This window comes from Chthoniobacterales bacterium (assembly GCA_018883245.1).
Lineage (GTDB): Bacteria > Verrucomicrobiota > Verrucomicrobiia > Chthoniobacterales > JACTMZ01 > JACTMZ01.
In genome coordinates, this window is sequence record VEQL01000002.1 from 80962 (window position 1) to 100489 (window position 19528).

General features: G+C 61.8%; 17 protein-coding genes and 1 pseudogene. 10 read left to right on the forward strand and 8 right to left on the reverse strand.

The window, feature by feature from the left end; translation table 11 throughout:
- The first annotated feature begins 22 nt into the window (after nucleotides 1-22).
- From FGM15_01155 to FGM15_01165, 3 genes are read left to right on the forward strand one after another with little or no spacing between them, the layout of a single operon-like run.
- On the forward strand, nucleotides 23-1162 hold the full coding sequence (locus FGM15_01155) for a hypothetical protein (protein MBU3664474.1): 1140 nt from the start codon (nucleotides 23-25) through the stop codon (nucleotides 1160-1162).
- Nucleotides 1159-1764: a recombination protein RecR gene (recR, locus tag FGM15_01160; GenBank protein MBU3664475.1), complete on the forward strand. Its 606-nt coding sequence runs from the start codon at nucleotides 1159-1161 to the stop codon at nucleotides 1762-1764. The genes FGM15_01155 and recR overlap by 4 nt, the downstream gene beginning before the upstream one ends.
- On the forward strand, nucleotides 1764-2753 hold the full coding sequence (locus tag FGM15_01165) for a beta-lactamase family protein (GenBank protein MBU3664476.1): 990 nt from the start codon (nucleotides 1764-1766) through the stop codon (nucleotides 2751-2753). The genes recR and FGM15_01165 overlap by 1 nt, the downstream gene beginning before the upstream one ends.
- Here the strand turns inward: FGM15_01165 and FGM15_01170 are convergent.
- Nucleotides 2741-3856 (reverse strand): hypothetical protein, encoded by a 1116-nt coding sequence (locus FGM15_01170; protein ID MBU3664477.1) that lies wholly within the window; start codon nucleotides 3854-3856, stop codon nucleotides 2741-2743. The two genes, FGM15_01165 and FGM15_01170, sit on opposite strands and share 13 nt — an antisense overlap.
- Nucleotides 3853-5214, reverse strand: a pseudogene (locus tag FGM15_01175) (amino acid permease). Before FGM15_01175 ends, FGM15_01170 begins: the two are co-directional and overlap by 4 nt.
- Between FGM15_01175 and FGM15_01180 the strand changes: the two are divergent.
- Entirely contained in the window at nucleotides 5206-5838 is a 633-nt protein-coding gene (locus FGM15_01180) for a methyltransferase domain-containing protein (protein MBU3664478.1), read from the forward strand. The pseudogene FGM15_01175 and the gene FGM15_01180 overlap by 9 nt on opposite strands.
- A gap of 4 nt (nucleotides 5839-5842) precedes the next feature.
- On the opposite strand, the gene FGM15_01185 is transcribed toward FGM15_01180, so the two are convergent.
- On the reverse strand, nucleotides 5843-6829 hold the full coding sequence (locus FGM15_01185) for a malate dehydrogenase (GenBank protein MBU3664479.1): 987 nt from the start codon (nucleotides 6827-6829) through the stop codon (nucleotides 5843-5845).
- Between the two features lie 164 nt (nucleotides 6830-6993).
- On the opposite strand from FGM15_01185, the gene FGM15_01190 reads away from it, so the two are divergent.
- The gene (locus FGM15_01190; GenBank protein MBU3664480.1) at nucleotides 6994-7548 is read left to right on the forward strand and encodes a gamma carbonic anhydrase family protein; all 555 of its coding nucleotides are present in this window, start codon (nucleotides 6994-6996) and stop codon (nucleotides 7546-7548) included.
- A gap of 3 nt (nucleotides 7549-7551) precedes the next feature.
- Here FGM15_01190 and FGM15_01195 read toward each other — a convergent pair whose 3' ends face one another.
- Nucleotides 7552-8547, reverse strand: coding sequence for a cation transporter (locus FGM15_01195; protein MBU3664481.1), 996 nt, complete (start codon nucleotides 8545-8547; stop codon nucleotides 7552-7554).
- A 51-nt stretch (nucleotides 8548-8598) separates the two neighbouring features.
- On the opposite strand from FGM15_01195, the gene FGM15_01200 reads away from it, so the two are divergent.
- A complete protein-coding gene (locus FGM15_01200) occupies nucleotides 8599-12066 on the forward strand; it encodes a hypothetical protein (GenBank protein ID MBU3664482.1) in 3468 nt (1155 codons plus the stop codon).
- A 10-nt stretch (nucleotides 12067-12076) separates the two neighbouring features.
- Here FGM15_01200 and FGM15_01205 read toward each other — a convergent pair whose 3' ends face one another.
- The 4 genes from FGM15_01205 to FGM15_01220 are packed head-to-tail and all read right to left on the reverse strand — an operon-like array spanning nucleotide 12077 to nucleotide 14767.
- Nucleotides 12077-12496, reverse strand: coding sequence for a biopolymer transporter ExbD (locus tag FGM15_01205; protein ID MBU3664483.1), 420 nt, complete (start codon nucleotides 12494-12496; stop codon nucleotides 12077-12079).
- A gap of 49 nt (nucleotides 12497-12545) precedes the next feature.
- Entirely contained in the window at nucleotides 12546-13028 is a 483-nt protein-coding gene (locus FGM15_01210; protein ID MBU3664484.1) for a biopolymer transporter ExbD, read from the reverse strand.
- Nucleotides 13029-13040: 12 nt separating this feature from the next.
- Nucleotides 13041-13958, reverse strand: coding sequence for a MotA/TolQ/ExbB proton channel family protein (locus FGM15_01215; protein MBU3664485.1), 918 nt, complete (start codon nucleotides 13956-13958; stop codon nucleotides 13041-13043).
- A 35-nt stretch (nucleotides 13959-13993) separates the two neighbouring features.
- The gene (locus FGM15_01220) at nucleotides 13994-14767 is read right to left on the reverse strand and encodes a tetratricopeptide repeat protein (GenBank protein ID MBU3664486.1); all 774 of its coding nucleotides are present in this window, start codon (nucleotides 14765-14767) and stop codon (nucleotides 13994-13996) included.
- Between the two features lie 29 nt (nucleotides 14768-14796).
- Between FGM15_01220 and FGM15_01225 the strand changes: the two genes are divergently transcribed.
- From FGM15_01225 to FGM15_01240, 4 genes are read left to right on the forward strand one after another with little or no spacing between them, the layout of a single operon-like run.
- Nucleotides 14797-16311, forward strand: coding sequence for a hypothetical protein (locus FGM15_01225; protein MBU3664487.1), 1515 nt, complete (start codon nucleotides 14797-14799; stop codon nucleotides 16309-16311).
- 60 nt (nucleotides 16312-16371) lie between these two features.
- The gene (locus FGM15_01230) at nucleotides 16372-17925 is read left to right on the forward strand and encodes a methionine--tRNA ligase (protein MBU3664488.1); all 1554 of its coding nucleotides are present in this window, start codon (nucleotides 16372-16374) and stop codon (nucleotides 17923-17925) included.
- A complete protein-coding gene (locus tag FGM15_01235) occupies nucleotides 17861-18961 on the forward strand; it encodes a lysophospholipid acyltransferase family protein (GenBank protein MBU3664489.1) in 1101 nt (366 codons plus the stop codon). The genes FGM15_01230 and FGM15_01235 overlap by 65 nt, the downstream gene beginning before the upstream one ends.
- Nucleotides 18958-19515, forward strand: a complete 558-nt coding sequence (locus FGM15_01240; GenBank protein MBU3664490.1) for a nuclear transport factor 2 family protein — start codon at nucleotides 18958-18960, stop codon at nucleotides 19513-19515. Before FGM15_01235 ends, FGM15_01240 begins: the two co-directional genes overlap by 4 nt.
- The last annotated feature ends 13 nt before the right edge of the window (nucleotides 19516-19528 follow it).

The following is a 19528-nucleotide window of genomic DNA, read 5'->3' on the forward strand; positions in this document are numbered from 1 at the left end:
GCCTATCTTGGCACGTCTCCCGATGACAAAGCCTCTCGCACTCCATCTCAAGGCCGCATTGGTCTGCGGACTGATCGGCGTGGTGCTCGCTCTCCCGCTGCTCTGGGTTCCCTTGCTTCCGGCATGGCAAGGATGGAAGCCGCCGCTGGTGAGTCCTCGTGCCGAGGCGATGCTGGCTTTTGTCATGGCTCTCTGGGTCGCTTGGTGCGTGGTGGATATCCCGCGTCGCGGACTCAAGATACTGGTCTGGTTCGCCACGGTTTGGCTTCTCGGAAGCGGAATTTGGCTCTCCGGCCTTTACGGATTCGACGCCAGTTCTCTCGTTCCTGTCACTGCGGCAGGTATCGCGGGTGCGGCGGCGCTGGCATTTTCATCTTCAGCGGCGGGCTCACGCCGCGCGCGCTGGGAGAAATTGGTCGGTCCGCGCGTGACCCGTGATGTGCTCCGCAGCCGCATTGAGGAAAGCAACTTGGACGAGAAGCCTCGTTCGGCTGTTCTGGCAGTTCTCGAGGTGCTTTGGCCGGGTGCGGCTTCGGACGAACACAACGCATGGACCGGCTTTTCGATGTGCTCCTTCCGTGCGGGCGAGCACTTCGGACGCGCGGGTGCTTATCTCGAACGTTGCGATGCCGAGGGTGCGCGCTTCGTCCTCGGGCTCTGGGGACGGGACGCGCGGCCAACTGATGTCGTTTCCGCCGCGTGGGAATGGGTCCGCAAGGCTGGGGGATGCGTGGCGATTGTGCGCGGGGAATGCATTGCCGGCGTCGGCAATCTCCCGACGGGACCGCGTTGGACCCTGAGTGGCGCACCGCTGAGAAAAGCTGCCCGCATGGCGGCGGCAGCGCGTGGTTATGCGGCGGGGGTGATGGTCGATGATTCGCTCGCGGGCGAGCTGGGCGAAGATTGGTGCACGCGGCCAATCGCGTGGTGGGACTTCGAGGGCGACAGGCTGCTGCTGCGCGAAGTGCGCGGCCCCAAGGAAGGCGATGATGCCGCCTCCACCGAGGATCTGCGTCGATGGGAGCACGCATGGGATGCGTTTTGGAGTGGCGACTGGGCCGCGGCCGAAAACGGCTTCGCCGCTCTGGCTCGCGAGCGTGAGGACGCAGCCGCGCGCATCTTCGCCATGCGCAGCGAAGCGGCCCGGCGCAGCGAGTCGTGAAAGCTGCGGATTATCCGGAGCCATTTCGGGCGCTTGTCCGTGAACTGCGGCGCCTTCCCGGTGTCGGACCCCGCAGTGCGGAACGAATGGCGCTTTGGTTGCTGGAAGAGCCGGGGCGGCCGTCGGCATTGTCGTCCGCGCTCGTGCTTGCCCGCGACGACTTGAGGCACTGCGCCGACTGCGGATTTTTCAGCTTGGCTGAAACGTGCGAGTTGTGCGCCGACGAATCCCGCGAGCATGTCCTCTGCATTGTCGAACGGGCAACCGATATCCTGCCGATCGAGCGGTCTGGTGCGTTCCGCGGACGCTACCACGCGTTGGGAGGGCGACTTTCGCCGCTTGAACATGTGGGGCCCGAGGACTTGAGATTGTCCGAGCTGGCAAGGCGCTTGGATCTCGGTAATTTCGAAGAGGTCATCCTGGCCATGAGCACGGATGTCGAGGGGGAAGCCACGGCAAATTATCTGGCGGAAATCCTGGCGCCTCGCGGTGTCCGGCTGACCCGTCTCGCCCAAGGCATGCCCGCTGGCGGCGGCTTGGAGAATGCCGACGAACTCACGCTCGCCCGCGCTTTGATCGGCAGACGATCCGCGGGACATTGATGAAGAATGTTGCCTTTCTCTTTCTCCTGGTCGCCGGGCGTATCGCGGTGGCCGCGCCGGAAGCCGGTTCCGGCCTTGCCCTCGCCGCGGATTATTCGCTCGGCTGCGGCGAAACGTCTCTGCTCGTGTGGAAGGATGGTCGCACTGTTTACGAGCGCCGCGCCCCGGGTGCATCGCCTGCGCCTCGTGTCTTCAGCATAACAAAAAGCCTGGTTTCCATCGGCGTGTTCCGTGACGCGATGACCGGCGGGCTTTCTCTCGGCGACACAGCCATTTTTGGCGCTGCCCGCGGCATTCCGTTGGCCGACCTCCTCAACCAGACGTCCGGCCTTTCACCTGCGCAGCGGGAATTTTATACGCAGGGACTCAAGGACAAGGAACCGGTCCTGCGCAACCTGAGCAGGAGGGGTGGCAACGGCTTCGTTTACGGCCCGTCGCACTGGGAGGTTCTTGCGGAGGAAATCCGTCTGCGCCGCGGCAGCGGATTGGAAAAATGGCTGCGCAAGTTTGTGCCGGGCGCCGACTCCAATGCCGTCGCACGATGGACGCACGACGATCATGGCCGTTTGTTTTTTTCCACCGGTGCGCGGATGGATGCACGGGATCTTTTGCCGGCAGGGCGGGAGACGCTGCGCGGGTTGCGGGGTCGCCGGTGGCCGCAAGAGGTGCGAGCGCTGCTTGCGGACGGCACGGCATCCAACCGCATGTATGCGCTGGGGTTCTGGCTCAACCGTGGCGCCGGCAACGCGGATGCGAAAGAGGTCGAGGTCGAGACGGCGTTGGGACAGCCCCGCGATCCGTCATTCTGGCGCGACGGATGCCTGAGCCGCTCGGCGCCCGCCGATCTTGTGGCCATGGTCGGCACACGGGGACAGCGTGTCTATGTTGTTCCCTCGCGCAATATGGTGATTGTCCGGCTTGGCGAGGGGCGTGGTTTTTCCGATGCCGAATTTCTGCGGCGTTTTTTCGCGGGTGGTCAGCGTGCCTGACCGGCCGGGATTGCGCGCGGAGCCTCGCCGGGAGGAAGAGCGAGCAACAGTGTCGATTCCCCGCGTTGCCAGCGGTAGCCGAAGCCGAAAGGCAGGGAAAATCCGCCGCCATCCCCGAGTCCCGCGCGAAGTGCCGGTTGGTCGTATTTGGCGAATATGTCCAAAGGCTTCGTGTAATTGCCGAAATAAATCAGCTGCCAGCCGCGCTCACGGAAAACCGAAACGGGAATTCCCGAGTCGTCCTGCAGGATGGCTCGGCAGTTTTCCAAGAGAAAGTCCCGCACCCGTGAAAAGCTTCCTTCATGGGGCAGATACGAAGCGGCCTTCAGATACCCGGTGGAAGGTCCGCGCGCTCGCAGCCACTCGAGGACTCCGGGCTGCGCACCGAGTGCGTCGTTCGCCAGGTTGGACTGAAAATAATACACTTCCGACGGGGAGGACGCCGGTGTCGCGCGGAAAACGATCCTCAGGGCGGCCTGCCCGTCACCGGATTCGCCCGGCGTCAGGGTGCCGTCGCGGTGCAGCGTGATCCGCTCCGCCGCGTCGATTCGCGCATCGGCAAAGGACAGGAAGGCGAGCATGATCGGGAACACGCCCTGGAAATGCGACGAAGCGAGGTCCGTTTTCATGTCTTTGGTGATAAAATGACTGAAGTTCATGATCACCTCGGTGGATTTGCGCAATGTCGCCAAGCTCGCGTGGAGTTGTTCCGGGGGCAGGGTGAGCGGGTTGGTCAAGCGGCCGACCGGCTCGAGCCCGCCCATGGCGTAAAGGTGTGCGCCCGGAAAAAGCGCCATCGCGCTGATCAAGTCGGGACCGCCGAAAAGATAGGTCACTTGCGACACGGATCCGATGCGCGGCGAGAGTTCCGTCGCGGACCAAGTGCGCATGGGATCGAAGTAAAGCTCCTTGTAGCGGAACCACTGGGCCGCGTATTGGCGCGCATGCTCGCGGTATTCCCGCGAATCCTGCAGCGGTGCGAGCGGACTTTCCGGTGGCAGGGTTCGACCGGCGAGAAAGGCTCCCAGTTCCGTGGGTGAGATCGCCGACGCGTGGACTGCAGTGCAGACGACCGCTGCCGATACGGCGAGAAAGCGCATCATATTTGCCGGTTATTTTCGCGCTTTCGGGCCACTGCGTAAACAAGCAATCCCGCGGCCAACGTGAGCAGGCCGAAGACAGTCTCCTGCGGCCGTCCGGCCGCGGTGTAGGCCATGGCGAACCCGCTGATGCCGAGGAACAAAAGTGGTGTGAATGGGTAGAGCGGAACGCGGAACGGCCGTTCGAGCCCCGGCTGTTTGCGCCGGAGAACAATGACGCCGAGCACCGCGAGAAAACTGCAAGCGAGAAGGGCGAACTGCGCGTAAACCAGAACATTCTCGAAAGTGGATGTGAGCAGCAGAATCACCGTGAGCGCACTTTGTGTCAGCACGGCGGCGACAGGGATGCCCGCCGCACTGCGCGATTTGAGCCAGCCGAACACCGAAGGATAATCCTCGCCCATGACCATCGCGACGCGCGGTCCTGCCCAGATCATCGCGCTGATGGCCGAGATCAGGCCCAGCGAAATGACTGCGGCGACAGCTTTGCCTCCGTGCGGACCGAAGACAAATGCGGCGGCGACTTGGGCCACGTTGATCTGTCCGGACATCGCCGCCATCGGTGCGGCATGGAGGAAAGCCGCGTTGAGCACGAGGTAAAGGAGCGTCACGAGCAGAGTCCCGGCCACCAGGGCGCGTGGAATGACCCGGCCCGGCGCATTGACCTCACCCAAAACGTAGCTCGCCGCGTTCCACCCGGAATACGCGTAGAGGGTGTAAACGAGCGAAATCGCGAAGGGCGCGGTGAGCACGTAGGAACTCCATGGCGGCGTCGCGGATGGCGCTGCCGCCGGTGCGCCGAACAACGCGATGGCAAGAAAGACAACGAGCCCGACCTTCAGCGCGGTGAAAAAAATCTGGAACACACTGCTCGCCCGCAAATCGCGGAGATGCACGAGCGTGACCAATCCGACCACGGCGACCGATGCAGCGCGGGGAGTGAGCGCCGGGAACACGCCCTGCAGGTAAGAGCCGAAAGCCATCGCTGCCAGCGCGACGGGCGCGGCGAATCCCGCAACGAGCGAGACAAGCCCCGCCATGAGGCCGACGGCCGGGTGGTAAATCGTGCCTAGAAAGTGGTATTCGCCGCCGGAGCGCGGCAATGCGGCTGACAGTTCCGCGTAGCAGAGTGCTCCGCACAGCGCCAGCACGCCGCCCGTGGCCCAGAGGAGCAGGATGGCGGGGCGCGAAGGAATTTCCGCCAGTTGGAAACCCAGGCTGGTGAAAATTCCGGTGCCCACCATGTTGGCAACAACGAGCGCCGAGCACGTCACCCAGCCGATGGTGCGCTCCGTGCTCACGGCCGCGGCTTTCCAGCTTGGGCTTGCCTATGCATCGTCCGCACTCCTAGCATGTCCCAAGGCATGAGCGCCATTCTCTTCCGACGTTTTCTAGCAGACCCGCTCAAGATCGCCTACGTGGTGCCGAGTTCGCGCAAGCTCGTGGGTCGAGTCCTGCGGGACATGGATTTCACCAAGGCGAAAACCTTCGTCGAGTTCGGCGGAGGCGAGGGGTGCTACACGCGCGAGGTCGCCAAAAGACTCGGCCCCGACGCCCGCTTGCTTGTTTTCGAGCTGGATCCGCATCTTGCCGAGCACCTGCGCAACCAGTTCCGCGATGACGAGCGCGTGATCATCTGCCAATCAGACGCTGCGGGATTCCGCGATGAACTCGCCAAACTGGGCCTCCGGCATGCCGACTATGTCATTTCAGGCATCCCGTTCAGCTACATCCCCCCTCGCAAGAAAAAGGAAATATTGCATGCCGTCCACGACGGACTTTCTCCCGACGGGATGTTCGTCGTTTATCAAGTCACGATGGAACTGAAGGGGCACGGACGGATGTTTGCCGCCTGCGAAGTCGAATACTTCCTGGCCAACATCCCGCCGATGTTCGTCCTCGCTTTCCACAAATCGGAGTTGACCCTGCGCAAACCGCAGAAGCGCAAAAAGCGGCGCGAGCAACGGCAAAAAGCCGCGGCGTGACCGGTTACTTCGGAAGAAGTTCGGACACCATCGAACGTTCCTCCATCAACTCGTTGACTGTCTTGTCGATCCGCTGACGTGCGAAATCGTTGATGGGGACACCTTGGACGATGACCGCTTTGCCGTCTTTGGTCGCGACCGGGAACCCGCAGATCAGTCCCTTTTCGATGCCGTAGGAGCCGTCCGCGCACAGTGCCACGCTGTGCCAATCGCCGGGGGCGGTTTCGTTGCGCAGGCTCTGCACGGTCTCGATCGCGGCATGGGCTGCGGAGAAGGCGGAGGAAAGTCCGCGCGCTTTGATGATCGCGGCGCCGCGCTCTTGAACGGTCTTGATGAATTCACCTTCGAGCCAGGCGCTGTCTTTGATGATCTCGGGTGCGAGCCTTCCAGCGATGCGCGCATTGAAGAAGTCGGGGAACTGGGTGTTCGAGTGGTTGCCCCATATGGCCATGTTGGTGACTTGGCGCCACGGAACGCCGGCTTTGAGCGCGAGCTGCGCTTTGGCGCGGTTCTCGTCGAGCCGCATCATGGCAAACCAGCGGTCGGAGGGGATCGCGCGCGCATTGTTCATCGCGATAAGGCAATTGGTGTTGCAGGGGTTGCCGACCACAAGGATGCGGACGTCCGATGCGGCGTTCTTTTCGATGGCTTTGCCCTGGCCGACGAAAATCTTGCCGTTGATGCCGAGCAGGTCCTTGCGCTCCATGCCTGCCTTGCGGGGAACGCTGCCGATGAGCAGTGCCCAGTTCACGCCGCTGAATCCGCGGTCGAGATCGCTGGTGGTCTCGATGCCCTCCAAAAGGGGAAAGGCGCCGTCCTGCAGTTCCATCGCCACGCCTTGCAGTGCGGCCATGCCGGGTTCGATCTCGATCAATTGCAAAATGACCGGCTGGTCCGTGCCGAAAACTTGCCCGCTGGCGATGCGCGGAAGGATGGAATAACCGATCTGACCGGCGGCGCCGGTGACTGCCACACGAATTGCTTTTTTCATCGAGGGCAATCATGCCCCAAGGCCCGGCGTCTCTCGAACAAAAAGTGAGCATCCGCGGTTTTGCGATAGGTTCTGGCGTTCGTGCGCACGCCGCTGGTTTTGGGTTTGACACCACGGGCGCCGGGGCGCCGGATAACCGCATGAGCAGCCAGCATTTCGGATCGATGGAGAAATTCGCCGCAACGATCGCACGGACCATCCGCACCGCGCCCCGCATTGCGGACGACGCATACATCGCATCCGACGCCACGGTCGTGGCCGACGTGCAGATCGGCGCGGAGTCGAGCGTCTGGCATCAAGCCGTCATGCGCGGGGATGTCGCGCCGATTGTCCTCGGGGCGCAGTCGAATGTTCAGGACGGCGCCGTTGTCCACGTCGCGGATGATCTTCCTGCGGTCATCGGATGTCGCGTGACGATCGGCCACAAAGCGATTGTCCATGCGTGCGAAGTTGCCGATGAGGTTCTGGTCGGGATGGGGGCGATCATTCTGGATGGCGCGCGCGTCGGAACCCGGTCGATCATCGGGGCGAACGCCACCGTCAAGCAGGGGATGATCATCCCGCCCGGATCCCTCGTTCTCGGGACCCCGGCGAAAGTCGTGCGCACTCTGTCCGAGGAGGAGCAGGCGGAAATCAAAGTGTGGGCTTTGCGCTACGTGAGACTGTCCCGCGAATATCTCGCTGTGCGCGCGGAGCGGGTTTCCGGTGCTTCGGGATAGGTTCTAGAGAAAAGAATCGACGCCGTGGTCACCCTCGCATTCGAGGTGCGTTATCACTTGGGCTGCGGGCCGGATATTTTTTTCCAAAGCATCCTCGATCTCGGTGGCCACGCGATGGGCGTCGCGCAGCAGCACGTTGTCGGGGAAGGTCAGGTGCAGTTCCACGAGATGCGCATCGCCGATGTTGCGATGGCGGAGATTGTGATGGCTTATGCCGTGTTTTTCCGTCTCGGCGTTCACGAGCTTTTCGATTTCCCGGTTCACGTCGGGGTCGGTGGCGTCCATGAGCCCGCTGACGCTCCGTCGCACGAGTCGCAGCCCGGCGATCAGGATGTTCAGGGCCGCGAGCGAAGCGAAGATCGGGTCCCAGTAAGTCCAACCGGTGGCCATCACCAACCCGAGCGCCACCAGCACCCCGAGACTCGTCCAGCAGTCGGTGAGCACATGGTGTCCGTTGGCCTCGAGAATGATGGAGCCGCGTTTTTTGCCGGTGCGCACAAGGTGCCAGCCGAGCGCGCCGTTCACGACGACGCCGGTGACTGTCAGGGCTATTCCCACCGGAATATTCTGCAGTTCCGGACCCCGCAGCGCGGCGGCGATGGCCTCGTAGAGAATGTAAAGGGCCGCAACGATGATCATCGCCCCCTCGAAACCGGCGGAGAAAAACCCGATCTTCGCGTGGCCGTAAAGGTGGTTGGAGTCGGCGGGGCGGAGGGCCAGCCACAGACTGTAGGCGGCGAAGCACACGGCCGCGATGTGCACCGTGCTTTCGCCGAGGTCGCTGAGAATGGCCGTCGATCCGGTCCACACCCACGCCGCCGCTTTGAGGCAAAGAAGCAAGATGCCGACCGCGACGGAAAGTGCCATGGCGGATTTTTTTTCAGCTGCGTTGCCCGGCGCGGGCAGATGCTCACCCATGCTGCATGTGTGCCTACGCGCCTTCCTGCAAGCAAGCGCAATGTCCGGCGGGTGATCCTTGCCCCCTGCGGTTTGTGGCATTAGAACTGCTGCAGTTGTCCGCGGATGGAAACCAAGGAACTCGAAAAGAAGATCGGCGCGCTGCGTGGAGCGCCCGGAGGCGGCGAGGACGCTTACGCGGTCCGCAGGCGCCTTTACTACATCAACCTGAAGCTGCGCGATCTCGGCTGTCCGACGTTCCCGCTGCAGCTCGACCCCGAATTCGCCGATCTCGTCGGCGGCCTCATGGCGCTCAACCGCGAAAAGGACCGCCTGCTTGCCAAACATCTCTGCCCTGCAGATCACCGGATCCAGAATTTTCTCTACGATTACCTGCAGGATGCCGTCCAAGTTCCGCGTCTTCCGACCCAGACTTTCGTGCTCGACCGCCACGGGTTGGCGCGTCTGCTTTCGTTGCCACCGGACCGCGACGAATTCTCGTCGGATATCCTCAGCTCTTACCGTGTGAGGCAGGGGGTTTTGCACAACCCCAAGAGCGACCGGCGGACCACCGAGGGAATTTTTCACGTGACCGAGGGAGGGTTGCCGATCCCCGACGACAAAAAAGCGGTGCCGAAGGCGGTTTTCGGCCGCCTGCTGGCCGCGGCGCTGGAACCGCCGCGCGAGTTGATGCGCTTGCCTTACACCGCGTCGCAGCCGGAGCAGGCCGAATGCTTCGTTTCACTGCTTCTTCGTCCGGCTGTGAGTCCGGAAATCCCGGGGGTTGTCCCCGAGAAAAGCATGGAAGTGCGCTTTTTTGCCCCCGGTGGCCTCGTTTGCAATCTCGACTTTGTCGAAAGCATTTTCGGAAACGCCGGTGATCCGAACCTTCCCGAAAACGATGCCGGTTTGGATGCCGCGCATTGGACCGGCCATACCGGATGCGTCATTCTTGCGCCGCATCTCGGCAAGCTGACCAAGGCCGGCCTCGGGCTTCCCGAATGGGGCAAGGCCACCGACCGCCAGCGCCGTGACGGGATGTGCTGGAAGAGCGCCGACGAACTCTACAATGACGGCGTTCCTTTCAAGATCACCGCGCGCGACGAACAGGGTGTGGTCGTGACGATCATCGCCGACAACTACTTCGGGTATTGCAAGAAAGAGGTCAAAACGCAGATCGGCATGGCGGCCAACCTGTTCGGCAACGCCGAGGAAGAGCATGCCGGCGGGGCCTTGATTTTTCCGAGCTACGATCTGGCCGAGCAAATCGCGGCGACCGACCTGCCGCTCGAGATGCCGCGGGATTTCGACGCGGCGATGCAGTTGCTCGGCGATGACGTGGAGAAACACCCCGAGGGATACGCCGTCGATCGCAACTATCCGGATATCTGCTACGTGCCCGGCGACGCGCGCTTTCATCTCATCGCGCAAAAGGTTTGCTGGGAGAAGGACGGCGCCGAGCACTCGTTGCCCCTGCGTCTCGAACATCGCTACGTGTTGCCCTGCGGATACAAAATCCACATGGAGAAGCCGGTCACCGGCCGCTCCTGGCGGCTGCTCGGGACCAACGCGGAGGGGACCTTTTGCCACAAACCCTGCACGGTTTCGGGCGGGGGAAAATCGGAAATTTCCAAGCCGATCGCCGATGCCATCCTGCAGGGCCCGATTTTCGTCGCTGATTTCCAGCGGGATTTCGACCTCGTTGATGAGTTGCTTCGGCACGACTACTCGAATCGCTATGCCGAGCCCTCGCGCAATGGCAAAGACGACCGTCTTGTCCTGAGTCCGCGGCGCTCGCTTGGTTCGGTCATCAAGCTCCTCACGCCTTCGCCGTCGTTCAACGCGGATTACAACGCATGGCTGGATACCATCCCGCAGCACATCAAGGAATTGGTCTTCGTTCTCAAGCGCTTCTACCGTCCGGAATGGGGTGAACATTGGCGGGAGAACTTCAGCGTGGACACGGTCAACGGCATGCCGGCCAATGAACTGCGCTTCCACACGCGAAAGCTGGTGTCGAATTACCTCCGCGTCGGTTTCGACTCGAGGGATTCGTGGCGGACATTCGGGCTGCGCAAGGATTTCCATCCTGCCGTGAAGATCCAGATGGAGGACGACATCACGGTCTCCACCGTCGCGCCGCGCGCCCCCTTGGCGCCGCTCCTCGATGCGCAAACATCGCGGTTGCCGGGCGTCAAGTTTGCGCACAATTGCGAATACCGGCTTTTCCAGCGACCGGATGACGCCGTGCACCGTGGCTACGACAAGCAGACCGAGTTCGACTTTGCGCACGGGGGAAATTTCTTCTCCAACTACCAGCCGCTCACGGTGGACGATGCGCGGTCCATCCTGGAGGACGCCATCGGCTATTATGAATACACGCGGCCGATGCAGAAACTCATCGCCAGCTTCGTCGAGGCAGCACATCCGGCTTTCTTTGTTTCAAATGCCAATCCCCGGTTGGTGGACGGACGCCCGACGAAAAATCCGCGCTATCTCCAGACGCGGCTCGATTTGCTCGATCCCCGCGGCAGGTATCTGGCAGAGACCGGCATCCGGTTGGCTCGGGGATTGCGGCGCGACCAACCCGTTCTTACGCCGGTCAACGCTGTGCTTGCCGGACGGCGCAACAATCCGCCCGAGCGCGCCGGCGGCATCCGGTCGCTGGCGGTCTACAATCCGATCCACCACATGGAGCTGCCCGAGCTTTTCATGGAGTTCATCTGCAGCATGACGGGCAAATCGCCTTCCACGACGGGCGCCGGTTCGGAGGGTGCGCTGACCAAGGGGCCTTTCAATGCTCTGCCGCCCATTTACGACCTGAATTCCGCTTTCGTGTCTTATGCGGTCAGCGGCTACGACGGCTTTGTCACCGCGGCCGGATATGTCGGTCCGCGTGCGAGGGTCGATCATGACATCAGCCTGCTTGTTCCCGAGGTCTGGTGCCGGATGTCGGTGGAAGAAAGGTCGCCGCGCCACCTGCTCGAAGGCGGATACCTCGAGCCGGTGAAGGATATTGTTCACGAAGGCCGCACCATCCCGGCGAGCCGCCTTGGCAGCCGCATCACGAAAAAGTTCGTCAACACTTTCTTCGGCCGGGTTTTCAACCACCCGCACGTTGTGTTGACCGACGAAATGCTTTGCCCGGAATTGCAGGGTATCGAGGCTTTCGTCGAGGGCATGGACAACATTTTGGCCACCCAAAAGCGGGTGGCCTCCCACTATTTCGCCGATGGAAGCATCGAGTGGGCGTGCCCCCCGCTTAAGGTGCTCCTGCACATCATGCGCGACGGTCATTGGGAAGGCAAAGGTCTCTCCGATCCCGGAGTCCGGGATCTGTTCACCCGGGAAAGCGTGCTCCAGAGCGATTGGTATCGCGAGCGTCTCGAGGCCAAGCGCGGAGTCGATGAGCGCCTCTGGCGGCGCCATGTGTCCTACCTCGAGAAATTCCTGCGGAACCCGAACTACGCCACCGAGGCGCAGCGTCTCAAGATTAACGGGAGACTGGAAGATGCGCGCGAGCATCTGGCGCGCGTGCTTGATCCGGAGTATACCGAAACCCTCAGCGGAATGACGGGGGCAGAACCGTCCATTCCGGCGCCGGCAATTCCCGCGGCCTGAGTCGCCGCCGTCAACTGAACGTCAAGTTTTTGACGCCCGCGGCAGCGGCGGAATTGAGCACGTCGATGATGCGTTCCTGCTTGGCGTTGTCGTTGGGACGGATGATCACCGGATCCTTGTCCCCGAATCGCTGGATGTTGTCTTTCAGCCGCGCCCGCAACTCCGGCATTTCCTTGCTCGCAGGGGTGTCGAAGATTTTGTTGTTCATCGAAACAACGCCGTCGGCGCTGATGTCGATGATCACCGGAGTGGGCGGGGGACCGGATGCCGCGCCGCCGCGCCCGCTGGGCAGGCTGATGTTGAGTTCTTTCTCGATGACGTTCGAGCCGGCCGAGGCCATGAAGAAAATGAGCAGCACAAATACGACGTCGACCATCGGCGCAATCTGGAAGCCGACATCTCCATCTTCTGAACCTACGGAACCTGCCATGGCGGAATAGTTGCAGTGCTGCCGCGCGCGCGCAAGAGCTTCGGGAGGATCAGGAGGAGGTTGGCGGCGCCTCTTTGTCCACGACGGAGAACGTGACGTTGGCCACGCCGGCTTTGCCCACCGCCTCGAGCACGCTCCTCATCACGCTGTAGCGCACTTCCTTGTCGGCCCTAACAAGGACGCGCACCATGGGGTTGGCGCGGATGTTCTCCTGCAGGATGGGAACGAGGTCGAGCGGCGACCCGTAATCGCGTTCCTTCACGGTGATCGACACGGCGTTGTTGATCGGATTGTAAGCGACGTTGACGATGACTTGGCCCGGGTTCTCCTTCGCTTCCTTGGCGTCCTTGGCGACGGGCAGGCGGATGTCGCGGTTGGTCTGCAGCACCTGGGTTGTGCTGATCGACATGAAGAAGACCAGCAGCACCAGGAGAATGTCGATCATCGGGGCGATCTGGAACTCCGGATCAGCATCGGGCTCCGGTGCACGACGCTTCATCTTGCCCCGCCGATGACTGCGTTCCTCGGACATCGCGTCAGGCGGTTACTGCTGCCAGTCGAGCGTGGCGCCGCAGCTCGGGCAAGGATTCTGGCCGGCAACGATCGGCGACTGGCACACCGGGCAGTTGGTGGTGAGCTGCATGGAAACTTTGTGGGATGTCTTGGCTTCGGCGCCCGCGCTCGCATGCAGTCCGTCACCCGCATCGAAATTCTCGCCGATGCGCAACCCCTGCACCTCGTCGAACGGAATATCCTCGACGAGCATATTGAGTTCACTGTCGGCATACACGATCGCGTCGCTGATGCGGTTGCGAAAGAAGTAATAGAAAATGAATGCCGGGATGGCGATGAAGAGACCGCTCGCCGTGGCCAGGAGCACTTCACCGATTCGCAAGGCGAGCGCGCCCATGTCGTTGACGCCCCCTTGGCCGAGGACCGAGAAGGCGCCCATCATTCCGATGACGGTTCCGAGCAGACCGATCATCGGTGAAATGACGCCGATGACCGACAAGTAGCTGTTGCGTGTTTTGAACTTCTGGCCTTCACGCACGCCGAAATCGATGAGGGCTGCTTCGGTGGCTTCCTTGCCGCGGCCGAGGCGCTCGAGAGCTCCGCCGAGGACACCTGCAATATAGACCTTGGGGTTGGCTTTGCAGGTTTCCCATGCCTCCTGGAAATTTCCGGCGCTGAGCGAGGTCTGCAGCGCGCTGACCAGTTCCTTTGGCGCGAGGCTCTGCTGCCGCACGGTGATGAAGAGCTGGATGATGAAGGTCACCATGACCACGGAGGTTGTGACGATACAGATCCAGATGAAAACGATGAGCGGGCCGCCATGCAGGATGGTCTCGATGATGGACATGTTCTGCGGGTTGACGCCTTCCTCTGCGGCAAAGGCTGGTGAGGCGGCAAGCAGGAGGAGCGGAAGGATCCCAAGGGCGGGTGTGATGGTGCGTATGCGCATTGGCGTTTTTTTCGGGTTGGTGGGTCTGTTCAAATTCAGGGCGCAATGAGCCCGGCATGCTCTGCGCGGAGGGTGTCGGCGCGTTTCTGCGCGTCGGACGCCGCATTACGGTCGTAGGGGAAGACGGCGGACGCTTTGAGATATTGTTCCAAGGCCGCTTGATGTTCGCCGGCGGCTTCGCTGATCCGGCCCGCGAGGTAGTGGGCTTGTCCGAGAGCCATGCCTTTGACTGGCCCCGGGAAAGAGCTTTTTGCCGATTCTGCCAGCACCGGATCCAGCAGCTTCTTGGCCTCGTCATATTTTCCCTCGTCCACGGCGAGGCGCGCCATACCCAGGTTGGCGAGGGTCGTGGATTTCGGGTAAGTTTTGATGAAATTCTCGTAAGCGGCTTTCGCTCCCGCTTTGTCACCGACTGCGAGTTTGGCGTCGGCCAGCATCACCGCCGACCTCTCAGCCCATGGAGCGGGCAGCCCGGCAAAGGCGTCATTGATCTTTTGCAGCGCGGCCAAAGCCCCCTTGGCATCGCCCGAGGCAAGCTGCGCCGAGGCGGTTTCAAAGTCTGACGGCGCGACCATGCGGATTTCCTTCACCTCGGTGAGGGGAATTCCCGTCGCGGCGCCTCCGGAGATCTGCACTCGCACGTTGCCGCCGCTCACCCCGGTGATCTTGCCCTCGCGCACTTGCCCGTTGTTCAGCGTCACGGCGTCCTGCGCCGATCCCGGCGGGCAGAGAGCAAGCCAAGCCGCGAACATTAGCGCGCTGCGCAGGGGGTGGGGGCTTGCTTTCATCAGGTCGATCAAATAATCCACGGTTCCGCGTTTTTCAACACAATCGTCTTATGTTTACCACTCTCCGAAAACACCAGCGATGGCTGATGTTGCTCATCGCCGCCCTGACCATCATCGCCTTCGCCTTTCTCTACAACACGACCGAGATGGACCGGGTAGGCAGCAACATGGTGGCCCGCATCTATGGCCGCAATGTCATGCAGGTGGACGTCGAGCGTGCCGTGCGCAATTACCAGTTGGCTCTGGCGCTGGGCCAATTCGAGCTGGTCCGGGATCTTTCCGGCCAAGCCCAGAGCGAGGACGAGGCGGCCGACAATTTCATCTGGAACCTTATGGTCTTGCAGCACGAGTCGGCCGCGCTCGGCGTGGAACCCGGGGACAAAGCGGTCGTCGATGCCGTCAAAGCGCTGCGAGTCTTCCAGAAAGACGGACAGTTCGATCCGGTCAAATACGGTTCATTCCTGCAGGAACAGCTCGCGCCGCGCGGATTCACCGAGCGCCAACTCGAGTCGGTGATCAAAGACAGCCTCCGCTTGAAGGCGGTGAAAGGCTTGGTCGAGACACCTGCTTTCGTCACGCACGAGGACATCGCGCCTGCTCTGGAACGTGTGGCTCCGGCCGACCTCAAGATTTTGCGTTTCGATGCGGCGGCAATCGGCAAGGACATCCAAGTCACGGACGAAGAATTGACCAAAGCTTTCGAGGAGCGCAAAAGCTCGCTCAATGCGCCCGAAAAGCGCTCTGTTCGCTACGTCGCCTTCGTTTTGTCCGCAAAAGACGCCGAGGCCGGGGACAAGGAGCGCGTCGAGGCGTTGCAGAAAATCGCCACCGCAACCGGTGATCTGGCACAGGCTCTCGGTGAGCCGGGGCAGAATCTCCAGAACGTTGCCTCGTCCAAAGGGCTCGAGGTCAAGACGACGCCGTTTTTCGCGCCTGATGGTGCGGCGGGCGAAAAGCTGGCCGATGCCGAGGCCGACGTCGTGAAGGCTGCCGCCTCCGTGGCTTTCCGTTTGCCGCCGTCGCCGGGCAATTTCGAAATCGTCCAGCTCGCCGAAAATGGCTACGCCGTCATCGAGATCGCCGAGCTGCAGGCCGCGCGCCCGCTCAGCTTCGAGGAGGCACGGGCCGACATCCGTGCCGATCTCATCGCCCGCAAGCGCGAGACGGCCGTCCGCGAAGCCGTGGGCAAGGCCCTGCCCGTCATTCGGGAAAATCTCGCGGGCGGCAAGACGATCGACGAGGCAGCGAAGGCTGCCGGTGTAAAAACCGAGGAGATCAAAGGGCTCACCGTGTTGTCGCAAGATCTTGAAGCGGCCCAGCGCCAGATCGCAGCCGCCATCATGGATGTGCCGACCGGATCGCTCGGGGAATTCGTCCCGTCGCCCGATGGAGGTTTCGTGCCTTTTGTTGTCTCACGTGCGAATGCCGACGATGCGAAGGTCGCCGAAAGAAAACCGGTGATCGAGCAGGGGTTGTTGCAGGGGAAAAAAATGCTCTGTTTCGCCCAATGGCTGGCCACGGCCCGCGGAAAAGCCGATCTGCAAACGCTGCGGTCGGCGATGTGATCCGGCGCGCGGCCGCATTTTGGCGTTGGGTCGCGACTGTGCCGCCGCTTTCATAGTTTTATGTCCGCAAAGACGTTTTTCATAACCACCGCGATCGATTACACGAACGCTCCGCCCCATATCGGTCATGCCTACGAAAAGGTGCTGGCCGATGTCGTTGCCCGCTGGCATCGCGAGCGCGGGCGTCCCGTGTTTTTTCTCACCGGTGTCGACCAGCACGGGCAGAAAGTGCAGCAGTCTGCGGAAAAGGCGGGTGTGTCGCCGGCGGAATTCGCGCGCTCGGTCACGGAAAAGTTCAAAAGCCTCTGGGCCAAGCTTGGCATTTCTTACGACGGATGGGCCGAGACAACCGATCCGCGCCATGTCGCCGCCGTGCAGGCGGTGTTGCAGCAACTGCACGATCAAGGCGACCTCTACAAGGCGCGCCACAGCGGGCACTACAGCGTGAGGCAGGAGCAATTCCTCACCGACAAGGAGCGCAACGAGAAGGGCGAGTTCGGTCCGGAGTGGGGAGAGGTTGTTTTTATCGAGGAGGAGAACTGGTATTTCCGTCTGTCGAAATACCGGCCCTGGCTGGCGGAGCACATCGCCGCGCATCCCGACTTTGTTTTTCCCGGGTTCCGCTGCACGGAATTGGCCAACGCGGTTGCCAAGGAGGCCGGCGACCTGTGTATCTCGCGCCCGAAGTCGCGGCTGGCCTGGGGTATCGAGCTGCCTTTCGACCGCGATTACGTGACCTACGTCTGGTTTGACGCGTTGATGAACTACGTCACTTTCGCCGGTTACCGCGCGGCAACAGGTGCGGGTCTTCCCGACTTCGAAAAGCTCTGGCCCTGCGACGCTCATGTCATAGGCAAAGACATTCTCGTTCCGGCTCATGGCATCTACTGGCCCGTCATGCTCAAAGCCGCGGGAGTTGCCACCATGCCCAAGCTGCTCGTGCATGGATGGTGGAATCTCGGCGGGGCAAAGGTCAGCAAGAGCGCGGGCAATGTTATTGATCCCGACGCTTTGGCGGACAAATACGGCGTGGATGCCCTGCGCTATTACCTCATGCGGGACATTGCGACGGGACAGGATGCCGACTTCAACGAGGAGCGTCTGCGCGCTCGGTATCAAGCGGATCTCGCCAACGATCTCGGCAATTTGGTCAATCGCACCGTGAGCATGACCAAGCGTTACCGGGGTGGCGTATTGCGGGTCGTGCCGGCCGACCCGTCGGGCGATGCCGTCGCGCTCAACGCGCTGGGATCGGAAGTCGCAAAGCGCTTCGACCTGACCATGGAAAGCTATCAAGTGCATTCCGCGCTGGAAGCCGTCTGGGAATTGATCGCCGCGGCCAACGCCTTCGTCGAAAGCTCCGCGCCCTGGAAGCTGGCAAAAGACGAGGCGCAGGCCGCACGGCTCGATGAGGTTCTCACGACGTTGGTCGAGGCCGCGCGCTTGGCAGCGGCATTGGCTCACCCCGTGATTCCCGTCGCGAGCGACCGGTTGCTCGGGCAACTCGGTTTCGCCGGGGATTTTTCTTCCGCATGGGGCGCGGTCCGCGATGGACATACGGTTGGCGATCCGGTCCCGGTGTTTCCCCGCTTGGAGACGCCCGCGGCGGCGTGATTCGGTTGTGAGCAAAAAATTTCCCAAATGGGAAGAAGTCCGCGGCTGGCGACGTGTCCGTTGCCGCATCGAGCAGGCCGGACTCTGGCTGGCTTCTCGTCTGGTTCCTTTGTTCCCTTGGCCCTTGCTGCGCGGTATCGCCTGGTTCATCGGCGGCTTGGTGTTCCATCTCGACAAACGCGGACGCGCCTACGCGCTGGCCAACCTGACGATGGTGTTCGGCAGGGAAAAGTCGCCGCAGGAAATCCGTCGCGTCGCGAAGGATTCTTACCGCCAATTTGCGCGCACGATGCTCGAGTTGTTCTGGGTTCCGAACCTGCGGAAAGAAAACTACCGCCGGCGTGTGGAGGTCGAAGGATACGAAAAGGCGCGCGATGCTTGCCGCGGCGGAAAGGGCGCGATCGGTATCTGTCTGCACTACGGCAACTTCGAGTGGCTCAGCCTCGCGTCGGGTTTCGAGGTCACTCAAGGAGTCATCGTCACGCAACAATTCCGCAACCCGTTGCTCGGTGTCTTCTTCGACCGGTTGCGCGCGGCCAGCGGGCACCGCATAATCCAGCAGGAGCGTTCCCTTCTCTCGACCCTCAAACATCTCAAAAGCGGCGGCAGTGTCGGCATTCTCACCGACCTTCAACTCGACCCGCGTCATCCCACAGTTCCGGTCAAATCGTTCGGCCGCTGGTGTCCGATGACAAAAATGCATGCCGTCCTGCACCAGCATACCGGCTTGCCGATTCTTCCCATGGAATGCATTCCGCTGCCCGACGGACGCTACCGGCTTGTGGTGCACGATCCTTTGCAGTTTCCCGCGGATGCCACCGAGCGCGAAATTGCGCAGAAGTGCTGGGACGTGCTCGAGCCGCAGGTGCGACGACACCCCGAGAGCTGGCTCTGGGCCTACAAGCATTGGAGATATATTCCGCCGGGCGCCGATGCCGCGGACTATCCTTATTACGCATCGCGCAATCCGGCGTTCGATGAATTGATGAAGACGGAGTTGGCGACTGAGACCACCTCAAGCGATACTAAACCATGAAAAAGTGTTTCCTCTGCGTGCTGCTTCTGACCGGTTGCGCATCCGGCCCGACCGATTTTTGCACCGAATATCGCGAGGCCTTGGCTGGGCGTCAGGGTGTTGTCATCGCGGGACGCGCCGACGGGGAGCGCCTGACTGCAGGCTTCGCCGCACTTTACGGAGATCTTTCCCCGGACAACGTGGAGTCGCGCGTTCGCGAGGTGTATGCTCCCGAAGCGTGGTTCAACGATACGCTCGCGACGGAATCGGGCATTGAAGCCATCGAGAAATATCTGCTCAAAACGGCGCAGGGTGCGCAGCTTGTCCGCGCAAAAATCAACGATGTGGCTGTGTCCGGCAACGATTGCTATGTGCGCTGGACAATGGAGGTGCGGACAAAAAATCTGGCCGGTGGCCGGCCGGTCATAACCGAAGGCATGTCGCAGTTGCGCTTCGACGATGAAGGTCGCATCGTTTTTCACCAAGATTTCTGGAATCCGTCCAACGGCATCTACCAACACCTGCCGCTGCTCGGTCCGGCAATCCGCTTCGTGAACGGCCTGATTGCTAAATAGCTGCTCCTGCGGG

Coding starts and splice junctions, on each gene's coding strand:
- FGM15_01155 (MBU3664474.1), top strand. CDS start 23: ATGACAAAGCCTCTCGCACTCCATCTCAAGGCCGCATTGGTCTGCGGA.
- FGM15_01165 (MBU3664476.1), top strand. CDS start 1,764: ATGAAGAATGTTGCCTTTCTCTTTCTCCTGGTCGCCGGGCGTATCGCG.
- FGM15_01170 (MBU3664477.1), bottom strand. CDS start 3,856: ATGATGCGCTTTCTCGCCGTATCGGCAGCGGTCGTCTGCACTGCAGTC.
- FGM15_01180 (MBU3664478.1), top strand. CDS start 5,206: ATGTCCCAAGGCATGAGCGCCATTCTCTTCCGACGTTTTCTAGCAGAC.
- FGM15_01185 (MBU3664479.1), bottom strand. CDS start 6,829: ATGAAAAAAGCAATTCGTGTGGCAGTCACCGGCGCCGCCGGTCAGATC.
- FGM15_01190 (MBU3664480.1), top strand. CDS start 6,994: ATGGAGAAATTCGCCGCAACGATCGCACGGACCATCCGCACCGCGCCC.
- FGM15_01195 (MBU3664481.1), bottom strand. CDS start 8,547: ATGCCACAAACCGCAGGGGGCAAGGATCACCCGCCGGACATTGCGCTT.
- FGM15_01205 (MBU3664483.1), bottom strand. CDS start 12,496: ATGGCAGGTTCCGTAGGTTCAGAAGATGGAGATGTCGGCTTCCAGATT.
- FGM15_01210 (MBU3664484.1), bottom strand. CDS start 13,028: ATGTCCGAGGAACGCAGTCATCGGCGGGGCAAGATGAAGCGTCGTGCA.
- FGM15_01215 (MBU3664485.1), bottom strand. CDS start 13,958: ATGCGCATACGCACCATCACACCCGCCCTTGGGATCCTTCCGCTCCTC.
- FGM15_01225 (MBU3664487.1), top strand. CDS start 14,797: ATGTTTACCACTCTCCGAAAACACCAGCGATGGCTGATGTTGCTCATC.
- FGM15_01230 (MBU3664488.1), top strand. CDS start 16,372: ATGTCCGCAAAGACGTTTTTCATAACCACCGCGATCGATTACACGAAC.
- FGM15_01235 (MBU3664489.1), top strand. CDS start 17,861: ATGGACATACGGTTGGCGATCCGGTCCCGGTGTTTCCCCGCTTGGAGA.
- FGM15_01240 (MBU3664490.1), top strand. CDS start 18,958: ATGAAAAAGTGTTTCCTCTGCGTGCTGCTTCTGACCGGTTGCGCATCC.